This is a genomic window from Bacillus sp. UNC69MF (assembly GCF_000746035.1).
In the GTDB taxonomy this organism is placed as follows: domain Bacteria; phylum Bacillota; class Bacilli; order Bacillales; family Bacillaceae; genus Bacillus; species Bacillus velezensis.
This window is the reverse complement of sequence record NZ_KN050798.1, coordinates 294439-319583: the sequence shown is the minus strand read 5'-3', so window position 1 is coordinate 319583 and position 25145 is coordinate 294439. Positions and strand designations below refer to the sequence as shown.

Annotated in this window: 25 protein-coding genes and 1 pseudogene; 15 read left to right on the top strand and 11 right to left on the bottom strand. The window is 45.8% G+C overall.

The annotated features are described in order from the left end of the window. Positions 1-42: 42 nt before the first annotated feature. The 4 genes from BR62_RS0113855 to fdhF all read right to left on the bottom strand — a co-directional run bounded on the left by BR62_RS0113855 (position 43) and on the right by fdhF (position 6144). Complete coding sequence (locus tag BR62_RS0113855) at positions 43-1227, bottom strand: macrolide family glycosyltransferase (protein ID WP_032871621.1); 1185 nt, start codon at positions 1225-1227, stop codon at positions 43-45. Beyond that, positions 1227-2444, bottom strand: a complete 1218-nt coding sequence (locus BR62_RS0113850; protein ID WP_032871240.1) for a cytochrome P450 — start codon at positions 2442-2444, stop codon at positions 1227-1229. The genes BR62_RS0113855 and BR62_RS0113850 overlap by 1 nt, the downstream gene beginning before the upstream one ends. Before the next feature lie 207 nt (positions 2445-2651). Next, positions 2652-3194 carry a helical membrane plugin domain-containing protein gene (locus BR62_RS0113845; RefSeq protein WP_012117344.1) on the bottom strand — a complete coding sequence of 181 codons (543 nt, stop codon included), beginning with the start codon at positions 3192-3194 and terminating at the stop codon, positions 2652-2654. Further along, entirely contained in the window at positions 3187-6144 is a 2958-nt protein-coding gene (gene fdhF / locus BR62_RS0113840; protein ID WP_007407311.1) for a formate dehydrogenase subunit alpha, read from the bottom strand. The genes BR62_RS0113845 and fdhF overlap by 8 nt, the downstream gene beginning before the upstream one ends. A gap of 124 nt (positions 6145-6268) precedes the next feature. Between fdhF and BR62_RS0113835 the strand changes: the two genes are divergently transcribed. From BR62_RS0113835 to BR62_RS19285, 4 genes are all read left to right on the top strand, one after another. Continuing rightward, positions 6269-6838: a YjgB family protein gene (locus tag BR62_RS0113835; protein WP_007407312.1), complete on the top strand. Its 570-nt coding sequence runs from the start codon at positions 6269-6271 to the stop codon at positions 6836-6838. Positions 6839-6935: 97 nt separating this feature from the next. Next, positions 6936-7337 (top strand): ribosomal maturation YjgA family protein, encoded by a 402-nt coding sequence (locus BR62_RS0113830; protein ID WP_007407313.1) that lies wholly within the window; start codon positions 6936-6938, stop codon positions 7335-7337. 43 nt (positions 7338-7380) lie between these two features. Continuing rightward, positions 7381-7554, top strand: a complete 174-nt coding sequence (locus tag BR62_RS19290) for a YjfB family protein (protein WP_007407314.1) — start codon at positions 7381-7383, stop codon at positions 7552-7554. A 114-nt stretch (positions 7555-7668) separates the two neighbouring features. Further along, positions 7669-7851 carry a hypothetical protein gene (locus tag BR62_RS19285; RefSeq protein ID WP_076851211.1) on the top strand — a complete coding sequence of 61 codons (183 nt, stop codon included), beginning with the start codon at positions 7669-7671 and terminating at the stop codon, positions 7849-7851. A gap of 283 nt (positions 7852-8134) precedes the next feature. On the opposite strand, the pseudogene BR62_RS20075 reads toward BR62_RS19285, so the two are convergent. Next, positions 8135-8531 (bottom strand): annotated as a pseudogene (locus BR62_RS20075) (MgtC/SapB family protein); the annotation flags it as partial. Between the two features lie 361 nt (positions 8532-8892). Here BR62_RS20075 and BR62_RS0113810 point away from each other — a divergent pair. Both BR62_RS0113810 and BR62_RS0113805 read left to right on the top strand, forming a co-directional pair. Beyond that, entirely contained in the window at positions 8893-9318 is a 426-nt protein-coding gene (locus tag BR62_RS0113810) for a MarR family winged helix-turn-helix transcriptional regulator (RefSeq protein WP_015239656.1), read from the top strand. Beyond that, positions 9302-9649, top strand: a complete 348-nt coding sequence (locus tag BR62_RS0113805; protein WP_007407319.1) for a DUF3147 family protein — start codon at positions 9302-9304, stop codon at positions 9647-9649. The genes BR62_RS0113810 and BR62_RS0113805 overlap by 17 nt, the downstream gene beginning before the upstream one ends. A gap of 197 nt (positions 9650-9846) precedes the next feature. On the opposite strand, the gene BR62_RS0113800 is transcribed toward BR62_RS0113805, so the two are convergent. Then, complete coding sequence (locus BR62_RS0113800) at positions 9847-10530, bottom strand: HAD family hydrolase (RefSeq protein ID WP_007407320.1); 684 nt, start codon at positions 10528-10530, stop codon at positions 9847-9849. A gap of 17 nt (positions 10531-10547) precedes the next feature. Continuing rightward, a complete protein-coding gene (locus BR62_RS0113795) occupies positions 10548-11309 on the bottom strand; it encodes a DeoR/GlpR family DNA-binding transcription regulator (protein WP_007407321.1) in 762 nt (253 codons plus the stop codon). Positions 11310-11561: 252 nt separating this feature from the next. Here BR62_RS0113795 and lacG point away from each other — a divergent pair, with 252 nt between their 5' ends. The 9 genes from lacG to BR62_RS0113750 all read left to right on the top strand — a co-directional run bounded on the left by lacG (position 11562) and on the right by BR62_RS0113750 (position 22208). After that, on the top strand, positions 11562-12962 hold the full coding sequence (gene lacG, locus BR62_RS0113790; protein ID WP_032871238.1) for a 6-phospho-beta-galactosidase: 1401 nt from the start codon (positions 11562-11564) through the stop codon (positions 12960-12962). A 62-nt stretch (positions 12963-13024) separates the two neighbouring features. Next, positions 13025-13339 (top strand): PTS sugar transporter subunit IIA, encoded by a 315-nt coding sequence (locus BR62_RS0113785; protein ID WP_007407323.1) that lies wholly within the window; start codon positions 13025-13027, stop codon positions 13337-13339. A gap of 11 nt (positions 13340-13350) precedes the next feature. Further along, a complete protein-coding gene (locus BR62_RS0113780; RefSeq protein WP_032871236.1) occupies positions 13351-15048 on the top strand; it encodes a PTS lactose transporter subunit IIBC in 1698 nt (565 codons plus the stop codon). Between the two features lie 15 nt (positions 15049-15063). Beyond that, a complete protein-coding gene (locus tag BR62_RS0113775) occupies positions 15064-16233 on the top strand; it encodes a galactokinase (RefSeq protein WP_032871233.1) in 1170 nt (389 codons plus the stop codon). Positions 16234-16236: 3 nt separating this feature from the next. Continuing rightward, a complete protein-coding gene (gene galE, locus BR62_RS0113770) occupies positions 16237-17229 on the top strand; it encodes a UDP-glucose 4-epimerase GalE (RefSeq protein ID WP_032871230.1) in 993 nt (330 codons plus the stop codon). Position 17230: 1 nt separating this feature from the next. Then, complete coding sequence (gene galT, locus BR62_RS0113765) at positions 17231-18730, top strand: UDP-glucose--hexose-1-phosphate uridylyltransferase (RefSeq protein ID WP_032871227.1); 1500 nt, start codon at positions 17231-17233, stop codon at positions 18728-18730. Between the two features lie 51 nt (positions 18731-18781). Next, positions 18782-19894, top strand: a complete 1113-nt coding sequence (locus BR62_RS0113760; protein ID WP_032871225.1) for a glycoside hydrolase family 53 protein — start codon at positions 18782-18784, stop codon at positions 19892-19894. A 285-nt stretch (positions 19895-20179) separates the two neighbouring features. Beyond that, on the top strand, positions 20180-20653 hold the full coding sequence (locus BR62_RS0113755; protein ID WP_007407329.1) for a MarR family transcriptional regulator: 474 nt from the start codon (positions 20180-20182) through the stop codon (positions 20651-20653). A gap of 142 nt (positions 20654-20795) precedes the next feature. Beyond that, positions 20796-22208 (top strand): MDR family MFS transporter, encoded by a 1413-nt coding sequence (locus tag BR62_RS0113750; protein ID WP_032871222.1) that lies wholly within the window; start codon positions 20796-20798, stop codon positions 22206-22208. Between the two features lie 99 nt (positions 22209-22307). On the opposite strand, the gene BR62_RS0113745 is transcribed toward BR62_RS0113750, so the two are convergent. The 4 genes from BR62_RS0113745 to BR62_RS0113730 all read right to left on the bottom strand — a co-directional run bounded on the left by BR62_RS0113745 (position 22308) and on the right by BR62_RS0113730 (position 25018). Then, entirely contained in the window at positions 22308-22589 is a 282-nt protein-coding gene (locus tag BR62_RS0113745; protein ID WP_007407331.1) for a putative quinol monooxygenase, read from the bottom strand. 121 nt (positions 22590-22710) lie between these two features. Then, positions 22711-23631 carry a class A beta-lactamase gene (bla, locus tag BR62_RS0113740; RefSeq protein WP_156097788.1) on the bottom strand — a complete coding sequence of 307 codons (921 nt, stop codon included), beginning with the start codon at positions 23629-23631 and terminating at the stop codon, positions 22711-22713. 347 nt (positions 23632-23978) lie between these two features. Then, on the bottom strand, positions 23979-24365 hold the full coding sequence (locus BR62_RS0113735; RefSeq protein ID WP_007407334.1) for a VOC family protein: 387 nt from the start codon (positions 24363-24365) through the stop codon (positions 23979-23981). A gap of 290 nt (positions 24366-24655) precedes the next feature. Next, entirely contained in the window at positions 24656-25018 is a 363-nt protein-coding gene (locus tag BR62_RS0113730) for a hypothetical protein (RefSeq protein WP_025284574.1), read from the bottom strand. Positions 25019-25145: the final 127 nt, after the last annotated feature.

Sequence of the window (25145 nt, the reverse complement as noted above, 5' to 3'; positions counted from 1 at the left end):
CAAAACAGGCAGCCGTCTTCCGGTGCGCTGCCTGTTTCTCAATCAATTTTCGACGGCCGCCTTTTTCAAAAATTCTTCAATGGCGCAAACAGCCTGTTTGGGGCCGCCGGTTTCTTCTATTTTCTGCTGCATGCTTTTCACGCGGCTGAGGATGTTTTTATCGCCGTATACGTTTTGAACGTCTTTTTGCAAACGGGCCACAGTGACTTCTTTCGGCGGCAGATGCACGCCAAGCCCCAATTCATCCACACGCTTTGCGGTGACCTCTTGTTCGTGCATTTGCGGAACGACAACGAGCGGGACACCCGCATTCATCGCCTCCATTGTACTGTTCATCCCGCCGTGAGATACGAACAGCTTTGCTTTCTCCAGCACATCAAGCTGAGGAACGTGCTGGCGGATGATAAAGTGATCGGGGACATCCGAAAAACTTTCCGGATCAATTGTTGTGCCGACTGACATAATAACCCGCCAGTCCGAGTCCCGAAACGCGTCAATACACATCTGGTAAAATTCAGGCCAGGCGTTAAACGCCGTTCCCAGTGAGATGAGCATAAGCGGACGCTCATCGGCTGCATCAATTTCCAGACTTCCCGTATTTGTGCGTTCTCCAAGAGACGGACCCACAAAACAGAATCGTTCATCAAAGGTTTCCTGTTTCGGCTGAAAGGCCCTTGGCATAAAGACAATATTCAGTTTTTCAGGCATAAAAAATTCTTCCATTGTCATCCGTTTCAATTGTTCATTTTCAATCTGCTCCTGATATTCTTCTATCGCCTGTTTGGCCGCTTCCAGTGTTTCTTCGTCTCTTCCTAATTGAAAATACTCATTCATTGCATAGCTCGGGCAGAACTTTACGGCCGGGATGCCGCCATTATCCGCAAACAATTTTCCGGCAAGCGCTAAAAAATCAAACAGGACGATGTCAGGAAGGTCGTCTTTGTACAGCTCTTCCAGCTGCGGAAGCACTTCAACCGCTTCTTCCAGAAACATCACAAACGCGTCATTTTTGTTTACCCGTTCTTTTATCGTCTCCGGGTCCGCCTTTATGCTTGTGCGGTATAAAACGGGAATGGCGCCCGTTTTGGCAACGGAAGCTTCGAATTCCTCAGTCGTAGCGAATGTCACTTTATACCCGCGATTGACAAGTTCCTCGGCTACGGGCAGCGTGGGATTGACATGACCGTGAGCGGCCACATTAATAATGGCGATGTGTGTTTTTCTCATCATTTTTCTTCTCCCTCATTTTCGTTTATCTCCGCTTCTAAAGACTCCAGCCCGTACATGACACTGTTTCGGATCGGCTCAATCCGGACCGGCTCAAGGTGTGAAAAGGCTTTTACAATTCCTTTCAGCGCCACTTCCGCTTCAAGTCTGGCAAGCGGAGCGCCTAAGCAGAAGTGTACGCCGAATCCGAAGGAAAGGTGCGGATTCGATTGGCGATGAATATCAAATACGCCCGCCTTCTCAAATTTGTTTTCATCACGGTTGGCAGATGCAACGTAGCAGAGAACGATCTCCCCGCTTTTCAAGCGGCGTCCGCGCAGTTCAGTGTCGTGCCGGACCGTCCTTCTGACAAACGGAGCGGGAGCGCGAAAACGCAGCGTCTCTTCCACCGTTTGCGCGATGAGAGAAGGGTCCTGTCTCAGCTCTTCATAAAGGCCGGGCGTCTCTAATATGCTGTAAAACGCATTTGAAATGAGATTAGTCGTTGTTTCATTTCCCGCCACTAAAAGCAGGTTGCAAAACGGGATCAGATCTTCTGCCGTGAGCTTCTCTCCCTCTTCTTCCTCTTTTATCAAAATAGAAATAATGTCTTGGCCGGGCTGTTTTCGTTTGCTTTCTATTATTTCCGCAAAAAACGCCGCCAGCTCCGCCTCACATTGGTCACGTTCCTGCTGATTTTTCTCCGCCGCTTCAGGACTCGCATCTTTCGGCATGCTGACGAGAATGTCCGACCATTTTTTAAACTGATCCATACGTTCGGACGGAACGCCTAATAATTCTGAAATCACCATGACCGGCAAAGGGTAAGAGAGATCTTTAACGATATCAATCCGCCCTTTGTTCTTTGCCTGTTTCAGGAGATGATCGGTAATGTCTTTAATTCTCGGCTCCCATTCCTTCAAGACGCGGGGAGTGAAAGCGCGATTGACGGCGGATCTGATTTGGGTATGCTTCGGCGGGTCCATATTCAGCATGGACTTTGCAATCGAGCTTTTCACATCAGTCATGAGGCTTGAGAACGTCTCTTTATCACTGATGACTTTTTTGACATCATCGTATAAAAACACACTCCAAACCTTCGTTTCTTCATCAAAGTGTATAGGGCTTTCCCGTCTCATTTTTTCATACCAAGGAAAAGGGTTGTATACGTCCAGGCCGTTTTTTCCTTTCATCAGGGTTCTTTGGATGGCTTGTCTCGTGCTCCTCAGCTTACTCATGTTTCATCACTCCTGATTGTTTCATATTTGAATAGTTGACGTGCCTTGAATTTTATCCTAGCACATATTTTCAATTTTTTTCTATTCATAACCTTAACTATTAACATAACACAACAAAAGTCATGAATCCGGAGGTGAAATTTCTCCCAAGAAAACAGGAGAAGCACGCAAAAAACCCGAGCCTTCGGCCAGGCTCGGGAGATATGTTCACTCATTCGTCTGCGGTTTCTGGTGCTGCTTTTGGTCTTCAGGAGGCTGCGTATTTCTTTCCATATCGTCCGTATCAGCGCCCATGCCTTTCAGGAAAGAAAACAGCAGAGTGACGGCCTTGTTGATTTCCGGGTCTTTTAAAGCGCGGACGATATCAAAATACCCGGTCTTCCTGCCGCTGTCTTTTTCCTCGACGGCCTTTGTGACCCCCGCATTGATTTTAACGATAAACGGCTCAAGCTGTTTTACATCGAGCATGCCGAGAACGCCGCTTAACAGCAGGAGATTTTTCAGCATATTGGCCGTTTCCGGAGTATTCGCCTTCTTCACGAGGATATCCATCACTTTGTCTCCCTGGCCGAAGAGCCCGCGCAGAAGCGCCAAAACGCCGCGCTCGTTCATGTGCTGAAGAATGTGCAGAGATTCCAAAATCGCGTCTTTATTTCGTAAAAGAGCCGTCTCGATCTCTTCTAAGTCCTTTTTTCGTTTGTCTTCTTCTGTGACGGTCTGTTTTCGGATGCCGCTGATTGCTTTAGCCATTTTGCTGTTTCCCCCTTTTTACGGCGTCTCCCGGAAATACATAATCTTTACGCGCCCATTTCCGATCAACCCGGACACCGATCTGCGGCTGCGGGTTTCCGTAACGGAAATTGATTTTCGGAAGCGGATTAACGCCTTCTTTTTTCAAAATCTCCATCTTCGCTGATGTTTCTTTATAAGCCGGTGTATCGGTATCCTTATCGGCATAGCTGCTTGTCAAAAGGTTAATGGCAGCGTCTTTTGAATCGTTCATCGGGAGATAGACTTGTTTGCCTTTTACCCTGTCTGTGATGACGCATTTGACTTTCACATTTCCGTACGGTGATGTCAGACGGACAAGCGTTCCGTCTTCCAGCCCTCTTTCTTCGGCGAGTTCGGGCGAGACCTCAAGGAACACACTCGGTGTTTTTTCGGATATTCCTTTTGATCGGTAAGTCAGATTCCCTTCGTGAAAATGCTCGAGCAGCCGCCCATTATTCACATGGATATCATATTCTTCATCAAATTCTTTCGGCTCGGTCCACTGAACGGGATATAGAATCGCTTTGCCATCTGAAAACGGGAACTTGTCCGTAAATAAAAGCGGTGAATCGGTTCCGTCCGCTGCAACCGGCCATTGCAGTGAATTGTAGCCTTCGAGACGTTCGTAAGTGACGCCTGCGTAGAGCGGCGAAAGCATTGCCGCTTCTTCCATAATGTCTGCCGGATGTTCATAGTGCCAATCAGCGCCCAGACGGTTGGCGATGTCCGTAATGATCTGCCAATCAGGCTTTGAATCGCCCAGCGGTTCAAACACTTCGTAAAGGCGCTGCACCCTCCGTTCCGTATTCGTAAACGTGCCTTCTTTTTCAAGGCTCGGGCTTGCCGGAAGCACGACATCGGCGAACTCGGCCGTACGCGAAAGAAAGATATCCTGCACAACGAAGAAATCAAGCTTTTCAAATGCGGCATGAACATGGTTAATATTGGAGTCGACAAGCCCCATTTCTTCTCCTTTTAAGTACATGGACTTCAGTTTTCCTGAGTGGATGCCTTCGATCATTTCATGATTTGTCATTCCGATTTCTTTCGGCAAGTCTGTTCCCCAGCCCTGCTCATACTTTTTGCGGGCTTTTTCATCCGTTACTTTTTCATAGCCGGGGAAGCTGTCAGGCATACTGCCGAAATCACTGGCTCCCTGCACGTTATTATGGCCCCGAAGCGGATATGAGCCTGCGCCGGGCTTGCCGTAATTTCCGGTCACAAGAAGCATGTTGGAAATGGCCGTGCTCGTATCACTTCCTCCGATATGCTGGGTGACACCCATCGCCCACAGTGCGCACACGCTGCCGGCTTCATGAATCATCCGGGCCACTTTGATTAGGGTATCCTTGTCCACACCGGTATGTTTTTCCGCATATTCCATTGTATAAGGTTCAAGGCTTTTCACGAATTCATCTAATCCGTTCACTCTCTCCTTCAGAAATGCAGTATCCGCCAAATCGTGATCAAGCAGATATTTCGATACGGCATTCAGCCAGACAATATCTGATCCGGCACGCGGCTGGAAAAACACATCGGAGCGCTCGGCCATTTCATGTTTTCGCAAGTCAGCGACGACGAGCTTCTGTCCGTGCAGTTTATGAGAACGTTTAATGCGTGTGGACAGGACGGGGTGAGACTCAGACGTATTTGAGCCGATAATCAGCACGAGCTCAGCTTTTTCTATATCTGTAATCGACCCTGAATCACCGCCGTATCCGACCGTTCTGAACAATCCGGCCGTGGCGGGAGACTGGCAGTAGCGTGAGCAGTTGTCGACATTATTTGTGCCGATGACGGCTCTTGCAAGCTTCTGCATCACGTATGATTCTTCATTCGTGCATTTGGAAGATGTGATAAAGGCAAGCGCGTCCGGGCCGAAATGTTCTTTTATATCAGTAAATTTATCAGCGATCAGCTGCAGCGCTTCATCCCATTCCGCCTCCCGAAACGAATCTCCTTCCCGGATAAGCGGTTTGGTAAGGCGCTTTTCACTATTGACGAAATCCCAGCCGAATTTCCCTTTTACACACGTCGAAATTCCGTTTGCGGGCGCCTCAGCCTGAGGCTCGACCTTTAAAATGTCTCTTCCTTTCGTCCATATATCAAAACTGCAGCCGACACCGCAGTAAGTGCATACGGTTTTCGTTTTTTTGATTCTTTCATCCCGCATGGCCGATTCCATGTCCGATATGGCCAAAATCGATCCGTACCCGGTTTCGACCCCTTTTGTGATGTCAATCATCGGCCGAAGCGTCTCTTGGTTAATGCCTGTTAAATACCCCGCTTCGCCTTCCATGCCTTTTTCCATCATGGCATTGCACGGACATACCGTCGAGCAATGTCCGCAGGAAACACATGATGATTCATTGATCGGCACATCCTGATCCCAAATGACCCGCGGGCGTTTCCGCTCCCAATCAATGCTTAACGTTTCGGTTACCTGTACGTCCTGACAGGCTTCGACGCAGCGTCCGCACAAAATGCACTGGTCGGGATCATATCGGTAAAACGGATTTGATTCATCTTTAGGATACGGTTTTTGATCGAACGGAATGCTTTGATGATTGATTTTCATTTCCTTTACGGTATTATGTACTTCGCAGCTCCCATTGTTGTAATCACAGACCGTGCAGTACAATTCATGGTTGTGCAAAATGTTGTCCATGCCGATAATCTGCGCTTTTTTCACATCGGACGAAAGCGTATCGATGACATCTCCGTCCTTTATTTGCGCGGAACACGAACGCACCAGTTCCCCGTTAACATTGACGATACAGGTATCGCACGTTTCAATCGGCCCGAGACTCGGGTGATAACACACATGCGGCACGTCAATTGAACTATTGTTCAAAAGCTGCAAAACGGTTTGACCGTCCGGCGCTTCCATTTCAACCCCATTGATTGTAACCTTCTTTGTATCAGCCATTTTCTTTTCCCCTTTCTGTACCCCTCTATACATCCTCTATGATTCCCAGCCGGCCTTTCACTAAAACATCTCGTTTATCTCAGGAAACATACGGGTATGAGCGGTAAAAAGGAGGCGTTCACATATGTTGAAGAAAAAAACACTCGCCACGGGATTATCGGCAGTGATGCTCACGGGATGCGCATTCGGCGCAGAAGCATTTTCGGTTATACAGCCCGTCCATGCCGCAGCCGCTTCAAAAACAGAAAACCAACGTGCACAAGAACTGGTGAACAGCCTTTACCAATCGGCATTTAAAGGGGAAATGCCGCAAAATGTGAAAGGCCTGAAAATCAACCAAAGCACAAGACAGGACGTTTACGATAAAATCGGCGAGCCGGAACAAAAAGCAGACAGCCGCAATCCATTTGATTTATACAGCTGGAACATGGGAAACCCCGGTTATGGATTTTCCTATCATAAAAACGGAAAAATCTCGGAAATACGCTATTTCGGAACGGGGGTCGAGCGGCGCTTAAACCTCGGCAGCGTCACACCTGACGTCTTAAGCAAACAAATCGGCAGCGCTGACAAAATCCTGACAGTGCCAAAAACGGGCGAAACAGATTACGTCTACCATACGGGGCAGTATGAGCTCCGCTTCGTCATCGGCAGTGACCAAAAAGCAGACCACGTCAACCTAAAAGCCAGATAACGCAAAAAAAGCGGACTCCCGGGCCGTTTTTTCATAGACAGCTTCTCCGTCGTTCCTTACAATACATGGGAGTACAAAAAAAGGGGAACAGCGTGAAGTGAATAGACATCCATTAACATACGGAATATGTACCGTTTTTATCATCGCCCTCGGTTTGCTGTCCAGAACCGCATACATCACCGCCCTATTGCCCGGCATCATAAACGCTTATTTAGGAGATGCCCTGTGGGCGGCAATGATTTTTACAGGATTCGGGCTTTTGTTTCGGCACATCCGGACGGAAACAGCCGCATTTTTGAGCCTCTCGTTTTGCTGTCTGATTGAATGCAGCCAGCTGTATCACGCGCCTTGGATTGACGCAATCAGAAGCAGCACGCTCGGCGGGCTGATCCTCGGCTGGCAATTTGTCTGGAGTGATATTTTCGCCTATACCCTCGGGGTATGCGCCGCCGCATTTTTAGAATGGGCCGTAAAAAGAAACCGCCAGTCCCCTTCATAATCGGAGCATGCCGCCGATATGAAGGGATAAGGAGGTGGAAGCTATGGATATCCCTGCGTTATCAATCGCTATGCACCAAGCATCTCTGGCGCAGAATGTAAATATCGCTTTAACAAAAACGGTCATGCAGCAAGCACAGGCTGCGGCGGAAGAAACAGTGAAAATGCTGCCGTCCCAGCACCCGACTGCCGGACATTCAATTGATGTGAAAGTGTAAAAAAAGATGCCGGATGATAACCGGCGTCTTTTTTTTGCCCGTTGTACGTACACCATACCGGGCATACAGGAATAAGGTAAACGGAACCAAACATTTGAAAAGGAGGTTTTCCTCTTGTACGATCCTTTCTATCATGAATACACAGCCGAGAGCCACGAACGGGTGCCATATCATTATCCGCGGCCGCCTTATTATTTCCCCAGACCGTATCCATACTATCCGCGGCCGCCTTATTATTATCCTAGACCATATCCATACTATCCGCGGCCGTATATCCCGTTCTATCCTTGGTATTAATGTTTGAAAAGAAATGACTGCAGACAGGAGGCTTCCCCTGTCTGCTATTCAACTTTGACCGACAGGATATACGGGAGGGCTTGAACTTTTTCCATTACCGCCGCTTTCCCGCTTTTGCTTTTCACCCTTCCCTTCACTTCAAGCACCGCCTTATTCAATTCATAGGACGTAATAAGAATTCCTTTTTCCTCAAGAGAAGTTAAAATATCATGCATGACGGCTTTCTCCTCAATCCTGAAACTGACAGACAAAGAATGCGCCGCCGGTTTAAACAGAAAATTTAACAGTTCAAGCCCGATTAACGCCAAAATCGTGCCGCTGATGCCGATGACATACATACCTGCCCCGATCGTCAGCCCGATGCCCGACGTAGCCCAAATCCCCGCGGCCGTCGTAAGCCCCCGCACGACATGCCGCTGCAAAATAATCGTGCCGGCTCCTAAAAATCCGACGCCGCTGACGACCTGCGCCGCCACCCGGCTCGGATCAAAGGACGTATGGCTGTTGGATAACAAATCAAAAAAGCCGTATTTGGAAACGATCATCATCAAGGCGCTGCCGACGGCCACTAAAAAATGCGTCCTCAAACCGGCTTCCTTCGCCCTGAATTCTCTCTCCAATCCAATAAGAGCCCCAAGCAGACCCGCAACCGCCAGACGAATCACAAAATCAAGTTCCATCCCTCTCTCTCCTTTCCTTATCTTCTTACCCGCTTTTTATCCCCCGTATCTTTTTCAATCAGCACAGGACTGCCCTGCTGAAAAAAACTGCATTTGAATATATACTTTGGTTCTTTATCATATTGTCAGTGCCCTTATTTATATGCGGAAGGTATTAAGCTGGCGTTTCCAAAATAAAGGAAATAACTTATTGAGAGTATATGAAACAAGTTTATTCGTTGAAGCTGCGGCCGCTTGTCTCTTCCAATCTTCTAAAAACAGAACGAATGCCGCTCCCTCATACTCAAAAATTGCTTTCAATCCGCAAAAATATATCGTAATATAAGATATAATCTTAATAAACGATAGAAGGTGGATGATGATGTCAAACGAAATCATGCGATTAAATGACCTCTGGACAGATATTTATTACCGGCTCCGTTATCAGCACCATGAAAAAATCACTCACCAAGGTGTACGGATTCTGCAAGTCATTCAAAAAGAGAAGGCAGTCGGAATAAAAGACATTGCCGAAGCGATTCAAGTATCACATAATACCGCTTCGGAACATATAAAGCGGTTACTGCAGAAAAAGTACGTTTATAAAACCAGAAGTGTTGAGGATGAGCGGAAAGTCATTTTAAAACTTACCAGTTTGGGGGCGGATGTCCTTTACCGGCATTCCGGTCTTGATGAAGAAAAGCTTAAACAGCTTCTTTTTGACAGCATGAATAATGAAGAAAGAACACTTGTCCTAAAAGCATTCAGTTTGATGAAGGAGCGTGCTGAAGATGTTTACGATCGTTAAAATCATTGTCTCCGCTGCTATTATTGGGATTATCACTGAAATATCAAGAAGAAGCCCGAGTTATGGAGGTATAATAGCGGCTTTACCAATTGTCAGTATGCTGAGCATGGTTTGGCTGTACATCCAAGGCGAAACGAAGGAGACATTAAGTCATTTTGCATTCAGCGTGGCTTCCGGCATCCCCTCCACAGTCATTATGCTGGTCATTATCGGCATCGCCCTTCGCCATTCACTGTCTTTCATTGCCGCATCAGGGCTTGGACTTACAGGATGGCTGGTTTTCTTGTATGCTCAGGATTTTATCGTGAAACATATAAACAGTCAGCAATAAGCACCTTAGCGCTTCTTTGGAAGAAATACGAGGAATTAAAAAAACAGGGATACCCCTGTCTTAAAAGTGACTCCGATTAAAAAGCGAAACCCCTTTCTTCACGAGAAGCAGACACCGCCGAACACAAAAACATCCCGTGTTGCGAACGGAGTTCGCAGCCTGTACAGCCATATCGGCATGAAGAACCGGCTGATCTCTCAAACAGAATGTCCGGCAATCACCTCAAAAAACGAGGTGAAATCTGTCAGTATCCCGTCATCCGCCAGCTGTTTTTCTTCAAATAGCGCGCGGTTTTTTCCGAGCGGGTCAATGGCCATAATCTTGCCTGCACCTGCTTTTTTCGCCGCTGTGAGCCCCGAAAAGGCATCTTCAATGACTAAGCATTCTTCAGGCCTGAGGCCTAACTTTTCCGATGCGATGAGAAAAATATCCGGCGCCGGTTTTCCGGGGAAGCTCCCGTCATCAAACGTGACTTTGTCAAAATCAAACCACCGATCCAACTGAAAGACGTCAAAGTAAAACTCGACATTTTCCTTTACCGTAGCCGTGGCAATGGTCATCGGCGTTTCTGATTTTTTCAGATGGTTCAATACGCCGGTCAGTCCCTTCGTCAGCTTTAACTCATCTTTGTTTTCAAGGCATAATTCTCTGTAGTAGGCTTCTTTTTCAAAAGACAGCTTCTTGATTTCTTCATTTGTTAAATCGCCGGAAATAAAATACGTCAGGATTTCACTGTTTGTTCTCCCGTGAATGTTAACGAAAATGTCTTCATCAGAAATAGTTTTCGGCGCGTATTTTTTCACCATGAAAAACCATGCTTTTTCGTGCAGATGCGAATCTTGAAACATCGTGCCGTTAAAATCAAAAATAACCCCTTTCATCGAACCGCCCGCCTTTTTTATTTTTTTGCGATTTTGACATCTACATATTGCTCATAATGAATCTGAACATCTTTCATCACTTTATCATCCGTAATCAGATAATCCATATCGTGTAAGTTATAGAACACGTAAAAATCTTCCCGGTTGAATTTTTTATTATCCGCCAGCAAAAATTTCGTCCGCGAATTATTCAGCGCGATTTGATGGGCTTCCCCTTCTTCAATGCTGTAAGAAGAAATCTCATCATTATGTATGCCGTTTGCGCTGATGAAAGCTTTCGTAAAATTGAATTTCTGCAGATTGCCGTTCACGATGGGCCCGACGAAGGCACCGGTATTTTTTCGGAAATCGCCGCCAATCAGAATGGTATCCGCAGTGTCACCATGCTTTAAAATATCAAATACGGGATAGTTGTTTGTGATAATCCTGATTCGCTTATGCAGCAGGTGTTTGGCTAAAAGTTCAATCGTCGTGCCGGGCCCTAAAAAAACGGTATCGCCGTCATTTACATATGAAGCTGCGAGTTCCGCGATCTTCCCCTTCTCATCCATTTGAACACCCAGTTTTTCATTATGCGATAATTCGTGATCAATGGAATAAGATATGCTCTGTGCGCCTCCGTGAATACGTACGATTTTTCCGGCCTTATCCAGCTCGTCCAGATCTCTTCTCACTGTCATATCAGAAACATCCAGTTCATCGATAATATCACTCACCGTAATAAACCCCCGCGAGTTTACGATGTCGATGATTTTTAAAAGACGCTCTTTTTTTAACATGTTCAATCATCCCCTCAACTTTACACACAATCTAACACACCGCGGCACTCCGGTCAACAAAAACAAACACTAACAAACAACATAATCAACATATAAAACAACAAGAAACTTATAAAACCCCTATGAACACAGATGTTATTTCTTTATGAAGCTATTGACAACAAAAATGTATGCGTTTACTATTAAACAAAAGATAACAATTACAAACATTAACAAACTTCAATTCCCACATTGGCGAAGGAGGATTCAGTAATGCTCAAATTACCTCATGACTTTATTTTCGGCGGGGCGACTGCGGCATATCAAGCGGAAGGCGCCACAAAAGAAGGCGGCAAAGGGCCTGTGGCCTGGGATGAATTTCTTGAAAAACAGGGAAGATTCAGCCCTGATCCGGCAAGTGATTTTTACCGCCAGTTTCCGGAAGATATTAAACTATGTGAAAAATTCGGAATAAATGGCATCCGCCTTTCTATAGCCTGGACGAGAATTTTCCCTGACGGCACGGGCAAAATCAATCAGGAAGGTGTTGATTACTATCATCGTATTTTCTCAGAGTGCCATAAACGCAACGTCACCCCTTTTGTCACGCTGCATCATTTCGATACACCGAAAGGATTATTTGACCAGGGAGATTTCCTCAACCGCGCTGCAATAGAAGCGTTCGTCAGCTATGCGGAGTTTTGCTTTAAAGAATTCAGCGAAATCAGATATTGGAGCACGTTTAACGAAATTTATCCCACAGCCACCAACCAGTATTTACTCGGGGTTTTCCCGCCATCAATTAAAAGTGATATCACAAAAGTCATTCAATGCCTCCATCATATGATGGTAGCGCATGCGATGACCGTCAATCTTTTTAAAGACGGCGGCTATCCGGGAGAAATCGGTGTCGTCCACTCATTGGAAACAAAATATCCCGCCAGCGACTCAGAAGAAGACCGCCGCGCCTGTTTTCTGGATGACGCGTTATCAGTGAGATTTCTCCTCGACGCCACCTACCTCGGCTATTACTCCGAGGAAACCATGCGGGCTCTGGATGAAATCTGTGAGGCAAACGGCGCTTCATACGAGTTTTCAGACAGTGACTTTGACGTGATGAAAAAAGCTTCAACGCGCAATGATTATCTCGGCATCAATCATTATCAATGCCATTTCGTCAAAGCGTACGACGGAGAAACCGTTATTCACCATAACGGAACGGGCGATAAGGGCACTTCGGTCTATAAAGTAAAAGGAATCGGCGAAAGAATTTACAAAGAAGGCCTGAAGCGCACCGATTGGGACTGGCTCATTTATCCTGAAGGCATGTATGACATGCTGATGCGCATCAAACGGGACTATCCGCAATATAACAAAATTTACATTACCGAAAACGGCATGGGCTATAAAGATGAGTTTGAAGACGGCATCATTATGGATAAGGCAAGAATCGACTATTTAAAAGTCTATTTAGAAGCCGTCAGTAAAGCGATTAGCGACGGGGTCAATGTAAAGGGGTACTTCTTATGGTCCTTAATGGATTTATTTTCATGGACCAACGGCTACAACAAACGTTACGGTCTTTTTTACGTCGACTTTGACACCCAAAAACGGTATCCGAAAGAATCGGCCTACTGGTACAAACTTGTAAGTGAAACAAAAACAATCATTTAACGATCATACATGGTGAAAAGAGTCTCTTTTCATCATGTGTGCCGTCTTTAGGAGGTTTTTTCATGACAAAGGAAGAATTGCAGATGCTCGGTTTTGAAATCGTCGCCTATGCCGGCGACGCCAGAAGCACTTTATTGAAAGTCCTGAAAGAAGTCCGTGCCGGAAACTTCGAAAACACGGAAGCAGCATTGAAAAGCGCCGATGAAAATTTAACCCTCGCCCACAATGCGCAAACGAAAATGTTAGCTGAAGAAGCTGACGGCAAGGACATGGAATTAGGGTTTATTTTCGTTCACGGTCAGGACCACTTGATGACAACCCTTTTGCTCCGTGATCTTATTCAGGATTTTATAGAACTCTACCGAAGCCGCCGATAAGGAGTGGAAAAATGAACGGTATCATCAAGCAAATCGAAAAGGGAAAACCGTTTTTTGAAAAAATCTCAAGAAACATTTATTTAGGCGCGATCCGCGACGGCTTCTTAACGGCCATGCCTGTTATTTTATTCGCCAGCATTTTCATCCTCACCGCCGCTGTGCCGGAAGTGTTGGGTTTCACTTGGCCTAAAAGTGTTTCTGAATGGCTTTGGAAAGTTTATAACTATTCAATGGGCGCCCTCGGTCTGATCGTTGCGGCAACAAGTGCGAAATGCCTGAGTGAATCAATGAACCGAAAAATGCCGAAAAACAAAGGGATCAACCCCGTTTCAGCGATGCTTGCTTCAGTCGTCGGGTTTCTCATTTTAAGCGTCACTCAAATCGATGGCGGATTCTCCACGGAATACCTCGGCACAAAAGGTCTTTTAGCCGCTTTTGTATCCGCTTTCATAACAGTGAACGTTTACAGATTCTGCGTGCTGAAAAATATTACGATTAAAATGCCTAAAGAAGTACCGGGTACCATTTCACAAACATTTAAAGATGTTTTTCCGTTCGCTTTTTCCGTTTTGGCCATGGTGATCGTTGATTTATTGATCAGGAACACGCTGAACGTATCGTTTGCGGAGGCTCTCTCCTCTCTCTTATCACCGTTTTTTACCGCCGCAGACGGTTATTTCGGGATTTGTGTCATTTGGGGAATGATGGCGCTGTTCTGGTTTGTCGGCGTTCACGGTCCTTCTATTGTGGAACCGGCCATCGCAGCTATTATTTACGCAAATGTGGAGGCGAACCTGCAGCTTCATAATGCAGGTGAGCAGGCGTCCAACGTGCTGACCGTCGGACTCGGGAACTTCGTCGGCACAATGGGAGGGACCGGAGCAACCCTTGTGGTTCCGTTTATCTTTCTTCTTTTCGCGAAATCCAAGCAATTGAAAGCAGTCGGAAAAGCATCCGCGGTTCCGGTGTCTTTCGCAGTAAACGAACCTCTGCTCTTTGCTGCGCCGATCATTTTAAATCCTTATTTTTTCATTCCGTTTGTTGTAACGCCGATGGTGAATGTCTGTCTGTTTAAATTTTTCGTGGATGTCATCGGAATGAACAGTTTTATGTATGTTCTTCCGTGGGCCACCCCGGCGCCCGCCGGCTTGATTCTCGGAACCGGCATGGGGCTCTCGGCTTTTGTGCTGACGGCTGTATTAATCATTGTCGATTTCCTGATATACCTGCCATTCTGTAAAGCTTATGACAAAGTATTAGCGGCGAAAGAAGCCCAACACACCGAGCCTGAAACCGCGCCGCAAACATTACAGCCCGCCATGGCCGGCGCCTCCGAAGACGCGTCCTCCGTCATCAGCACAAATCTTCAGGAATCCTCATCCTCCTTGGAACACAGCACCAATGTGTTAGTGCTGTGCGCCGGAGCGGGAACGAGCGCCATGCTTGCGAACGCACTGACAGAAGGAGCCGAAGAATATAACGTGCCGATTACCGCCTCAGCAGGCGCCTACGGATCCCATTACGACATCATGAAAGACTTCGATATGATCATTTTGGCTCCGCAGGTCGGCTCTTATTACGATGACATTAAAGAAGATGCGGACCGCCTGCAAGTGAAACTCATCGCAACGAAAGGAGCGGAATATATCAGCCTCACCAGAAATTCACAAAAAGCCATTCAGTTCATACTGGAGCATACCTCAAAATAGAATCGGAGGTTTATCATGGATGCCAAACTTTTAAAATCAAGATTCGAAGACATTTTCAAGAGAAGTAACGGAGAACTGTTTTTCGCACCCGGCCGGATCAACCTGATCGGGGAACATACGGATTATATAGGCGGCCACGTTCTTCCATGCGCGATCACGATCGGAACTTATGCCGTATGCGCAAAACGCGGAGATCACCAGATCCGGTTATACTCAGAAAACTTTCCTGACAGCGGCATTGTCTGCCTTGATCTTTCCGCCACAGCATACAAAAAAGAAGACGGCTGGGCCAATTATCCGAAGGGGATGATCCATTACCTTCTTAAAGTCGGCGGCCAAATAGACAGCGGAATGGATATTCTTTTTCACGGTACGATTCCAAACGGAGCCGGTTTAAGCTCCTCCGCTTCTATTGAAATGTTAACAGGTTCCATTTTAAGAAAGTTATTCAGCCTGGATGTTTCCGATACTGAACTGGCGCTTATCGGAAAAAGAGTCGAAAATGAATTTATCGGCGTGAATTCAGGCATTATGGATCAATTCGCAGTGCAAAAAGGCAAAAAGAACATGGCCATTCTGTTAAACTGCGATAAGCTTGAGCACGAAATGATTCCGGCTGCTTTTAACGGATATAAAATCGTCATTATGAATACGAACAAGCGCCGGGAGCTGGCGGCTTCAAAATATAATGAACGCCGCAGCGAATGTGACGAGGCTCTTTCAGAACTGCGGCAATATCGGAATATCGCCTCACTTGCGGAATTGACGGGAGAAGAATTCAACGAACTCGAATCCCTTCTCTCCTGTGAAACTTTGCGTAAAAGAGCCCGGCACGCGGTCAACGAAAACGAGCGGACCCTCTCAGCCGCGGAGGCTCTCAAATTGAATGATTTGAAAACGTTCGGCGAGCTGATGAATGCGTCCCACCGTTCGTTACGCGATGATTATGAAGTGACCGGTGACGAATTAGACGCGCTCGCTGAAGCAGCCTGGAAAGAAGGAGCACTCGGAGCGCGGATGACGGGAGCGGGGTTCGGCGGCTGCGCCATAGCCATTGTGGAAAGTGAAGAAACCGCCGGCTTTATCCGGGCCGTTTCATCTCACTACCGCAGCAGGACAGGTCTTGAAGCTTCTTTCTACATCGCGGATATAAGCGATGGCGCGGCTGAATGGAGGGAAAAATAAATCATGGCGATTCTCGTTCTCGGCGGAGCCGGCTATATCGGTTCTCATGCGGTTGATCAATTATTAAACAAAGGATTTGAAACGATAGCTGTGGATCATCTGCAGACAGGCCACCGGAAAGCCGTTCATAAAAAAGCAGTTTTTTACCATGGAGATATCCGTGACAAACCGTTTCTTCGCTCTGTGTTTGCGAAGGAGAACGTAACAGGCGTTCTCCATTTTGCCGCTCAATCCCTTGTCGGCGAATCAATGAAAGACCCTCTTTCATATTTCAATAATAATGTGTACGGTACGCAAATTACACTGGAGGTCATGCAGGAATTCGGGGTGAAACACATTGTGTTTTCTTCATCCGCCGCTGTATACGGCGAACCTGAAAAAGTGCCCATCACGGAAGACATGCCGGAAAAGCCGGAAAGCGCATACGGCGAATCAAAACTCATGGCAGAAAAAATGCTGAAGTGGTGTGAAACCGCCTGCGGCATAAAATATGTCTCGCTTCGGTATTTTAACGTTGCCGGCGCGAAAACAGACGGTTCCATCGGAGAAGATCATCATCCGGAAACCCACCTTATCCCTATCCTTTTACAAACCGCGCTCGGTCAGCGCGAGGAGGTTTTGATATTCGGCACTGACTATGATACAAAAGACGGCACGTGCATCCGCGATTATGTCCATGTTTCCGATTTAATCGATGCCCATATTCTCGCTCTGGAATATTTGCAAAACGGCGGAGACAGCGGCATTTTCAATTTAGGATCAAGCAGCGGGTTTTCCGTATCAGAAATGGCGGAAGCGGCCCGGCAAGTGACCGAAAGAGACATAAAAGTAAGAGCGGCCGCAAGAAGACCCGGTGATCCAAGCACCCTCATCGCTTCCAGCGATAAAGCGCGGAACATTCTGGGCTGGAATCCGAAACAAACGGACATATCGGAAATCATTGCGTCAACATGGAATTGGCATCGGCAACATCCAAACGGATACAAGGACAAATGAAATGGAGGCGGCGGTCATTGAAGTTTTTGAATCAGTGGCAGGGTTTCTGAAAGAAAGCACTGTCTTAGGCGACATAAATGAAACAGATGTGATTTATACAAGAAACAGACTTCTCGATCTGCTCGGACTGACGGATTATGCAGAACCGAAACATATCAAGAAACAAAACAGGCTTCACTATTTGGACGAAATGGTGAAAGACGCGGTAAAACGGTCAATCATTAACGATACGCCGGCTGAAAGAGACATGCTGGGAAGCAGAATCATGGACGTGATCACACCGGCCCCTTCTCTGATCAACGCCGCATTCAGCAAATTGTTATCAGATTGCCCGAAAAAAGCAACAGATTACTTTTACCGACTGAGCCAAAACAACGACTATATTAAGACGCGGGCCATTCGAAAAAATATCGTGTACCGCTCATCAACACCTTTTGGGGAATTGGACATCACCATTAATTTATCAAAGCCCGAAAAAGACCCTAAAGACATCGCCGCGGTAAAAAACAGTCCGGAAAACCGGTATCCGACATGTCTGCTCTGTATGGAAAACGAGGGGTATGCCGGAACACCGCATCACCCCGCCCGTTCAAACCACCGCATCATCAGGCTTGACTTAGCGGGAGAACAGTGGGGGTTTCAATACTCCCCTTATGCGTATTACAGCGAGCACGCTATCTTTCTTTCAAGCGTGCACAAGCCGATGAACATCAGCCTCGACAGCTTCAGAAGGCTTCTGGCCATAACGGAAATCTTCCCGCATTATTTTGCGGGATCAAACGCAGACTTGCCGATCGTAGGAGGCTCCATTCTTTCTCACGATCATTATCAAGGCGGCGCCCATGAGTTTCCGATGGCAAAAGCGGGTTCCCTCTACCCTTTTCATATACGTCATTTTCCAGACGTTCAGGCCGAAGCCGTGAAGTGGCCGGTATCAGTGATCCGCCTTCGCGCAAAAGATCCGGATTTGCTGACAGATGCCGCTGCGTATGTTTTTGAAAAGTGGCGGGAATATTCAGACGAAACCGTCAGCATCATCGCAAAAACGAATGAACCCCATAATACCGTCACTCCAATTGCCAGACGCAGGGGAACGGATTTCGAAATGGATCTCGCTCTCAGAAACAACCGCACCTCCGAAGATTATCCGGATGGCATTTTTCACCCGCATCAAGATGTCCATCACATCAAAAAAGAAAATATCGGTCTGATTGAAGTGATGGGACTCGCCGTTTTACCTCCCCGCCTGAAAGATGAGCTGGCAGAAGTGAAAAAGTATTTACTGAATGAACCTCATGACATCAAAGACATTCATCTTCCGTGGGCCGAAAACATCAAAGCGGATGAAGACGTGACACCGGAAAATGCAGCCGCTGTTTTACAAAAAGAAACCGCGAATGTATTTTTACGCGCGCTGACCGATGCAGGCGTTTTTAAAATGACACCCGAAGGAATTAAGGCGTTTCAGCGTTTCACGACGTTATTGGAGAATGGCAGCTGAAACATTCAGAGTGAAATCAATCAACAATCTTTTTTATCAGGAGGTATTGTGATGTTCAAAAACCGATTGAAACGTGTATTTGTAAACGCAATCTGTCTTTCTCTCATTTTCACTGCTTTTACATTCTTTGAGAAGTCTCCTAAAGCAAAAGCGGATGTCCCGTTTGCCTATGGCGCTGATATAGGATGGCTGAAACAAATGGAGGACGAAGGTGTGCGCTGGCTGGATGACGGCGGAAAACAGAAAGATGCCTTGCAGATTCTTAAAGATCACGGAATAAATGCCGTGAGACTGAGAGTGTTTGTGAATCCGCCAAGCAGCTATTATTGGCTGAAAGACGGCACAACATGGACCATGCTCGGCTATAGTGACAAAGCGGGCGTACTTGCAGCGGCAAAAAGGGCAAAAGCGTTAGGAATGAAGGTAATGGTTGACTTCCATTACAGTGATGTGTTCGCTGATCCAGGCCACCAGATCAAGCCGAACCAATGGACCGGCTATTCAAACAGCCAGCTGCAGGCAGCCGTGTATAACCATACGTACGATGTCATGAAAGAACTTAAAAATCACGGCATCTCCCCTGATTGGGTGCAAGTAGGGAATGAAATGAATTCAGGAATTTTACTGCCCGACGGCAGCACGAACGATTTCAGCAAATTGACCGCCTTACTGAACAAAGGCTATGACGCCGTGAAATCCGTCAGCCCGGCCACCAAGGTCATCAGCCATTTGGCACACGGCACGGACAACAGCCTATTCAGATGGTGGTTTGATCAATTCTTTAAAAACGGAGGAAAAACCGACATCATCGGCGTTTCGTTCTATCCCTATTGGGAAGGTAAGCCGTACTGGGAGCTCACCAGCCATTTATCATCTAATTTGAATGACATCGCCTCACGCTACAACAAGGAAGTCATGGTGGTTGAACTGGGCGGAGATGAAAATAATCCGAAAGATTCCTACTGGACCATAAAAGACACCATAAAACTGGTGAAAGCCGTTCCGAACGGCAAAGGAATCGGCGTATTTTACTGGGAACCCGAAGCTCACTCCAGCGTTCTGTCAGACGCGTATCCATTAGGCGCAACCGCCAAAGTGTCTAAAAACGTCTTGAAATACACAACCACAATTGACGCTTTTCATGACGCCGCAACAGGAAAATGATTGATGCGAATCTCAAGCAGGCTCATTGCGCAGCCTGCTTTTTTATAAGGCTGTAGTGTTGGCCTGTTATGAAACAGAGCAAGTAACGAATACGGAAAGAAAAATACTCGAAGACCCACGTTTCGGTTAAAAAGCCGCTTTTTAAATAGAATACTTCTTCTCTTCCCCCTCCTTCTTATTTCTGCGCACTATCTCTCAGTTCCTAAATAATAACTTTACGATTGTTGAAAAAGAAACAAACATTTTATAATATTGTGTAAGCACCACCGAGCAGGAGGACGGGACATGGACAAAAAAGAACAGCTCCTCACGGATTTCAGGGACTTTTTTAACAAGATGGTGTGGCTGAATAGGCTGAAGATGGAAGAAAGCCTTAAGGGGCATAAACCTTCTGAAGTGCATTGCATCGAATTCATCGAAAAAATTGAAGACGCCAATGTGACAAAACTTGCGGAGTCCCTTTATATGACAAGAGGCGCCATAAGTAAATTAACGAAGAAGCTTATCAATAAAGGCCTTATCGAAAGCTATCAGAAGCCGCTTAACAAGAAAGAAATCTATTTCAGGCTTACTGAGCAAGGAAAAGTCATTTATAAAATTCACGAGGAATTGCACAAAGAGTTTCAAGAACGGGACAAAATCGTGTTTGAACAAGTAACTGATGAACAATTTGACACGATGCTGAACTTCGTGGAAACATACAGCAGGCATTTGGATTCAGAAATAAAGAAACTTGGTGCAGACATGAAATCGGAATAAATATGAATAAAACCATAGGCAGCCCTTCTCCATGAAAACGGGCTGCCTTTTTATATCCCTCTTATTGTTGACAAAGAAACAAAATCACTCTATTATTTTGTTGACGAGGAAACAAAGACAGCAATTTTGAGAGGAGAGTAATATGTCAACACATAAAAGAAAGGAACTTCGGGTGCCAAAAGAAGTTCTCACAGCCGCCTGGGCTATTGCACTGGGAGCAATCGCTCCAATGCTTGACTCTACGATGGTAAACATCGCCATCGGCAAACTGACCAAAGACTTCAACACGACATTGGATACCATTCAGTGGTCCGTTACAGGCTATGTCTTAGCACTTGCGATTGCAGTACCCGTATCCGGCTGGCTTATGAATAAATATAACGGTAAGAAAATCTTCATCGGCTCAGTCATCGCCTTTGGTGTCATTTCTGTTTTTGCGGGGATGAGCCGTGACGTTTCCAGCTTCATCTTCTTCCGTTTGCTTCAAGGATTCAGCGCCGGTATTATGACTCCGCTTATGTCAACACTCTTGGTTAAAACGGCAGGTCCGGAAAACCTGGGAAAAGTGATGGCAATCGTCAGCACCCCTATGATCTTCGGCCCGATCTTAGGACCTGTCATCGGAGGCTTCATCGTCCAAGGCGCTTCATGGCATTGGATTTTTCACATCAACGTGTTCATCGTTTTGATTGCTGCACCGCTTATGATGAAAACCATTCCAGACTTTGAACCATTCAACAAAGATCGTAAACTCGATATTTTCGGGATTATCAATTTGTCATTAATGAGCGCGGCATTGATGTACGGTATTACGAAAGCGGCGGATCATGCATCATTTAACAATAGCGACACCATTTTATGGGCGGGCATCGGTCTTGTTTCAGCAGTCATTTATCTTGTATATAATCAGATCAAGAAAAACCAAACCGTGCTGCCTATGAATTTGTTTGCAAACAAAAGCTTCTTATCATCTTCGATCGGGTTGTTCTTAGCGAATGTTGCCATCATGGGGCCGATGTTAATACTTCCGCTGTTTTTTCAAAACATTCGTCATTTCACGGCAGCCGGAGCAGCACTCGCTTTAATCCCTCAAGGAGTCGGAATGCTCGTGACTCGTCCGCTGATCGGAAAAATGATTGATAAGATCGGTGCGAAATACGTGGTTACGGTCAGTCTTGTTCTTTCGCTGATCGGATCTATCCCGCTTATTTTTATCACCGATAACACAAGTATGATTTGGATTTCCGTCGTATTATTTATCCGCGGCACCAGTTTTGGAGGAATTATGCTCCCATTGATGAGTGACGCTTATACAGGCCTTGACAGCAAACAGCTTCCGGAAGCAGGTGTCGGTATTCATATGATTGAAAACCTCGGTTCCAGCTTTGGGTCAGCTGTGATCGCAACCGTTACCGCAACTGTCATACAAGGATTGCAGCCGACGATTCCGAACAGTTTAAAAGGCTACCATGCCGGATTCTTAGTATCCGTCATCATCCTTGCCGCCATCTTCATTCCAAGTCTGTTCCTTACCCATAAAAAGACTGCGATATAAAGAACTTTTTAAAGTAAAAAACCCTTGCACAGCAAGGGTTTTAGTGAATGAAACTGATGATGGTTGCCGGCAGAGTCAGCCAACAATAGACAAAGCCTTTTACTCATTCACATTGCTTTTCATTAACCATTCTACTTCCGTTAATTCTTGTTTTTGAACGTCTTTTGTATGTTTTTTCGTAAAATGGACTTTAACAGCTTCTTCGTTTTCCCAAATCTCCCAAAGCATGATTTTGCGTTCTGATGGTTCGAGCGGATAAGCATGGAACTGAATACAGCCTTCTTCTTTGTTCGTTTCTTCCTCAAGTTTTTTGAACTCTTTCATTATTTCATTAAGGTCTTTATCACTGATGATTTTTAAGCATGCCGTTATGTAATGCATCGAAATTCCCCCTCTTCCCATCTTTTTATGGCTTTACATTATAACATTTATCGAAAAACGAAACCGGCATACCGCATTCTCAACATATAAAAAACCGTCCATAAAAAATGAACGGCAATGTTTATTTAAGAGCATTTAGAGCGACTTTTGCCGCCTCAGCGATAAGAGCATTATTATAATTGGCATCTTCCGTAAACCGGTTTGACAGGATTGCCAAAACAATTGGGGCTCTGTCAGGTGGCCAAACGATCGCAATGTCGTTTCGTGTGCCGTAGCTTCCGGCTCCGGATTTATCGCCGACTTCCCATCCTGCAGGAGCGCCTGCCCGAATCAGTTTGTCGCCGGTAGCGTTGCCCCGCATCCAATCTGTTAAAATCGTGCGCTTGTCAGCCGTGAGAGTGTTACCCAAAGCGAAAGTCTTAAGGTCAGTTGCCAGTGCTTTTGCGGTGCTTGTGTCACGACGATCCCCGGGAATCGCCGAGTTTAGATCCGTCTCGAATCGATCAGCTTTTGTTACATGATCCCCGATCTGTTTCAATGACTTTTCAAAACCTTTGGGGCCGCCAAGCTGCTGCAGCAATAGGTTCCCGGCGGTATTATCGCTGTAACGGACAGCGGCTTCTGAGATTTCTTTCAGGCTCATGCCTGTATCCAGGTGTTTTTCTGTGATTGGAGAATATGTAACAAGATCATCTTTGGTGTAGCGGATGATGTCATTAAGTTTTTCATTTGAGCTTGTCTTCAGAACAGCAGCTGCAGCCAGAACTTTATAGGTTGATGCGTAAGCAAACCGTTCATTCGGCCGATAGGCGATTGTCTTGTTTGAACCTGTATCAATCGCATAAACCCCAAGCCTGGCATCGAATTTTTTCTCAAGCTGAACAAATTTCTGATTCGTCATACAGCTTGTCATTTTTGTGTTTTCTATGGATTTTGCTTCAGCATGCGCTGAGCCGAATAAAGGGTTGAAACCGGTAAAGCTTAAACATAAAAGTCCAATGCATAGTCCAACTTGGATTCCCGCTTTATTTTTCACATTCAGGCCTCCTTATTATAATAATTTTGTATACATCTTCTAATTAACATTACAAACAGGATGAAAGTCAATATATTTCCTGTAAGATGATTAAATCCTGCATTCTGACTCCTCCCCTTATTAAATGCGCCGCCCTCGCCGCGTCTGAATGTTTGCATGTCCGCTTCGTGTTCATCATCTATTTGTTATCCCTCCGTGCAAATAAAAACGGACACTAATCACAACACAGTGAGCTGTGCAATGATCAGTGTCCGCAGGCTTTCCGTATTGGACCTATATATGTTTCTCTTGCAGACTATAAAAATCATAAGTAAGTTAACAAACGCATTACCTTAATCCTGCCAGTCAAAAAATTATATCATTTTATATATTTCAATAAGATTATTATCTGGATCTCTAAAATGAGCCACTCGTGCACGCCATTCCTGACGATCATGCGGTTCATTGACGCATTTAATCCCTTGCTTGTGCAGATAGTCATACGTTTTATCAACATCTTCTACCTTAAACTGAAGCAAAAATCTTGATTGCGCATCTCCGTCTAAAGATTTTCTTTCTTCTCCAACTATTTCAGCCATATTTTCTCGAGATAAAAGCTCTATTTTCGTTTCTCCATTATCGAAAAGTGCATACTCCATTTCCTTCTCTAACCAACTGATTGGAAGTCCTAATGAATCTTTATAAAACTCGACGCTTTTCTTAAAGTCATTAACCAATAGTCTAATTTGCAGCAATTTCATATTGAACGCCTCCTATCATTTTACTGGCCATTCATTTAATCATACAATAGGGACCTGACAGCATTATGTCAAGTTTCCATAAATTTTTTTCCATACTGCACCTAAATTTCGGATGAAAGCCTTCGAAGATTCATGAAACTGCGTTTGATCAATTCACATTCTTGGTTTGAATTTTCCTTCACTTCACCGTGGAGGCTCCGGCCGTGTAAGTCGCGCATCCGTAAACATCCGGCCGCCGCTCCTGTAAGTAACACAACTGATAAATGATTGACTGAATCGTTTTTTTACCGTCATTGCTTCCCCTGTTTTTTGTATTCTGCGATTTCCCTAGGGGTAGCCTTCCGGACTCCGTCTGTGTCTGTCCTGTTTGCCACTTGAGCGCCTTCCATGTTTTTTATCTCGCTGACTACTCCCAAATGCTCTAAATACACATGATCACCAATCTTGAAACGATTCAGTTTGGCCCGCTCCTCTGTCATGCTCCTGTATTCAGTCGCGGCTTTCATTTTTAATTCAGCCAGACACATTTGACAAAGGGTTACTGTTACAGAATTGCCGTTAAAATCAGTAAACGAAACCGATCTGACAGATTCCTTTCCCGGGTGCATCGTGCATGTTTTCTTCATAGGCGATGGCCGTGTAAATTCAATCATTCCGCTTCCTCCTCAAAAAAGTCGCTTCGTCCCTCTGACGTAACAGCAGATGAATGGGAAGTTCCATGCACCCGCATTCAAACCGTCACGACACATGGAGATTGCCTTTCCTTCGCCGTCTGACGGA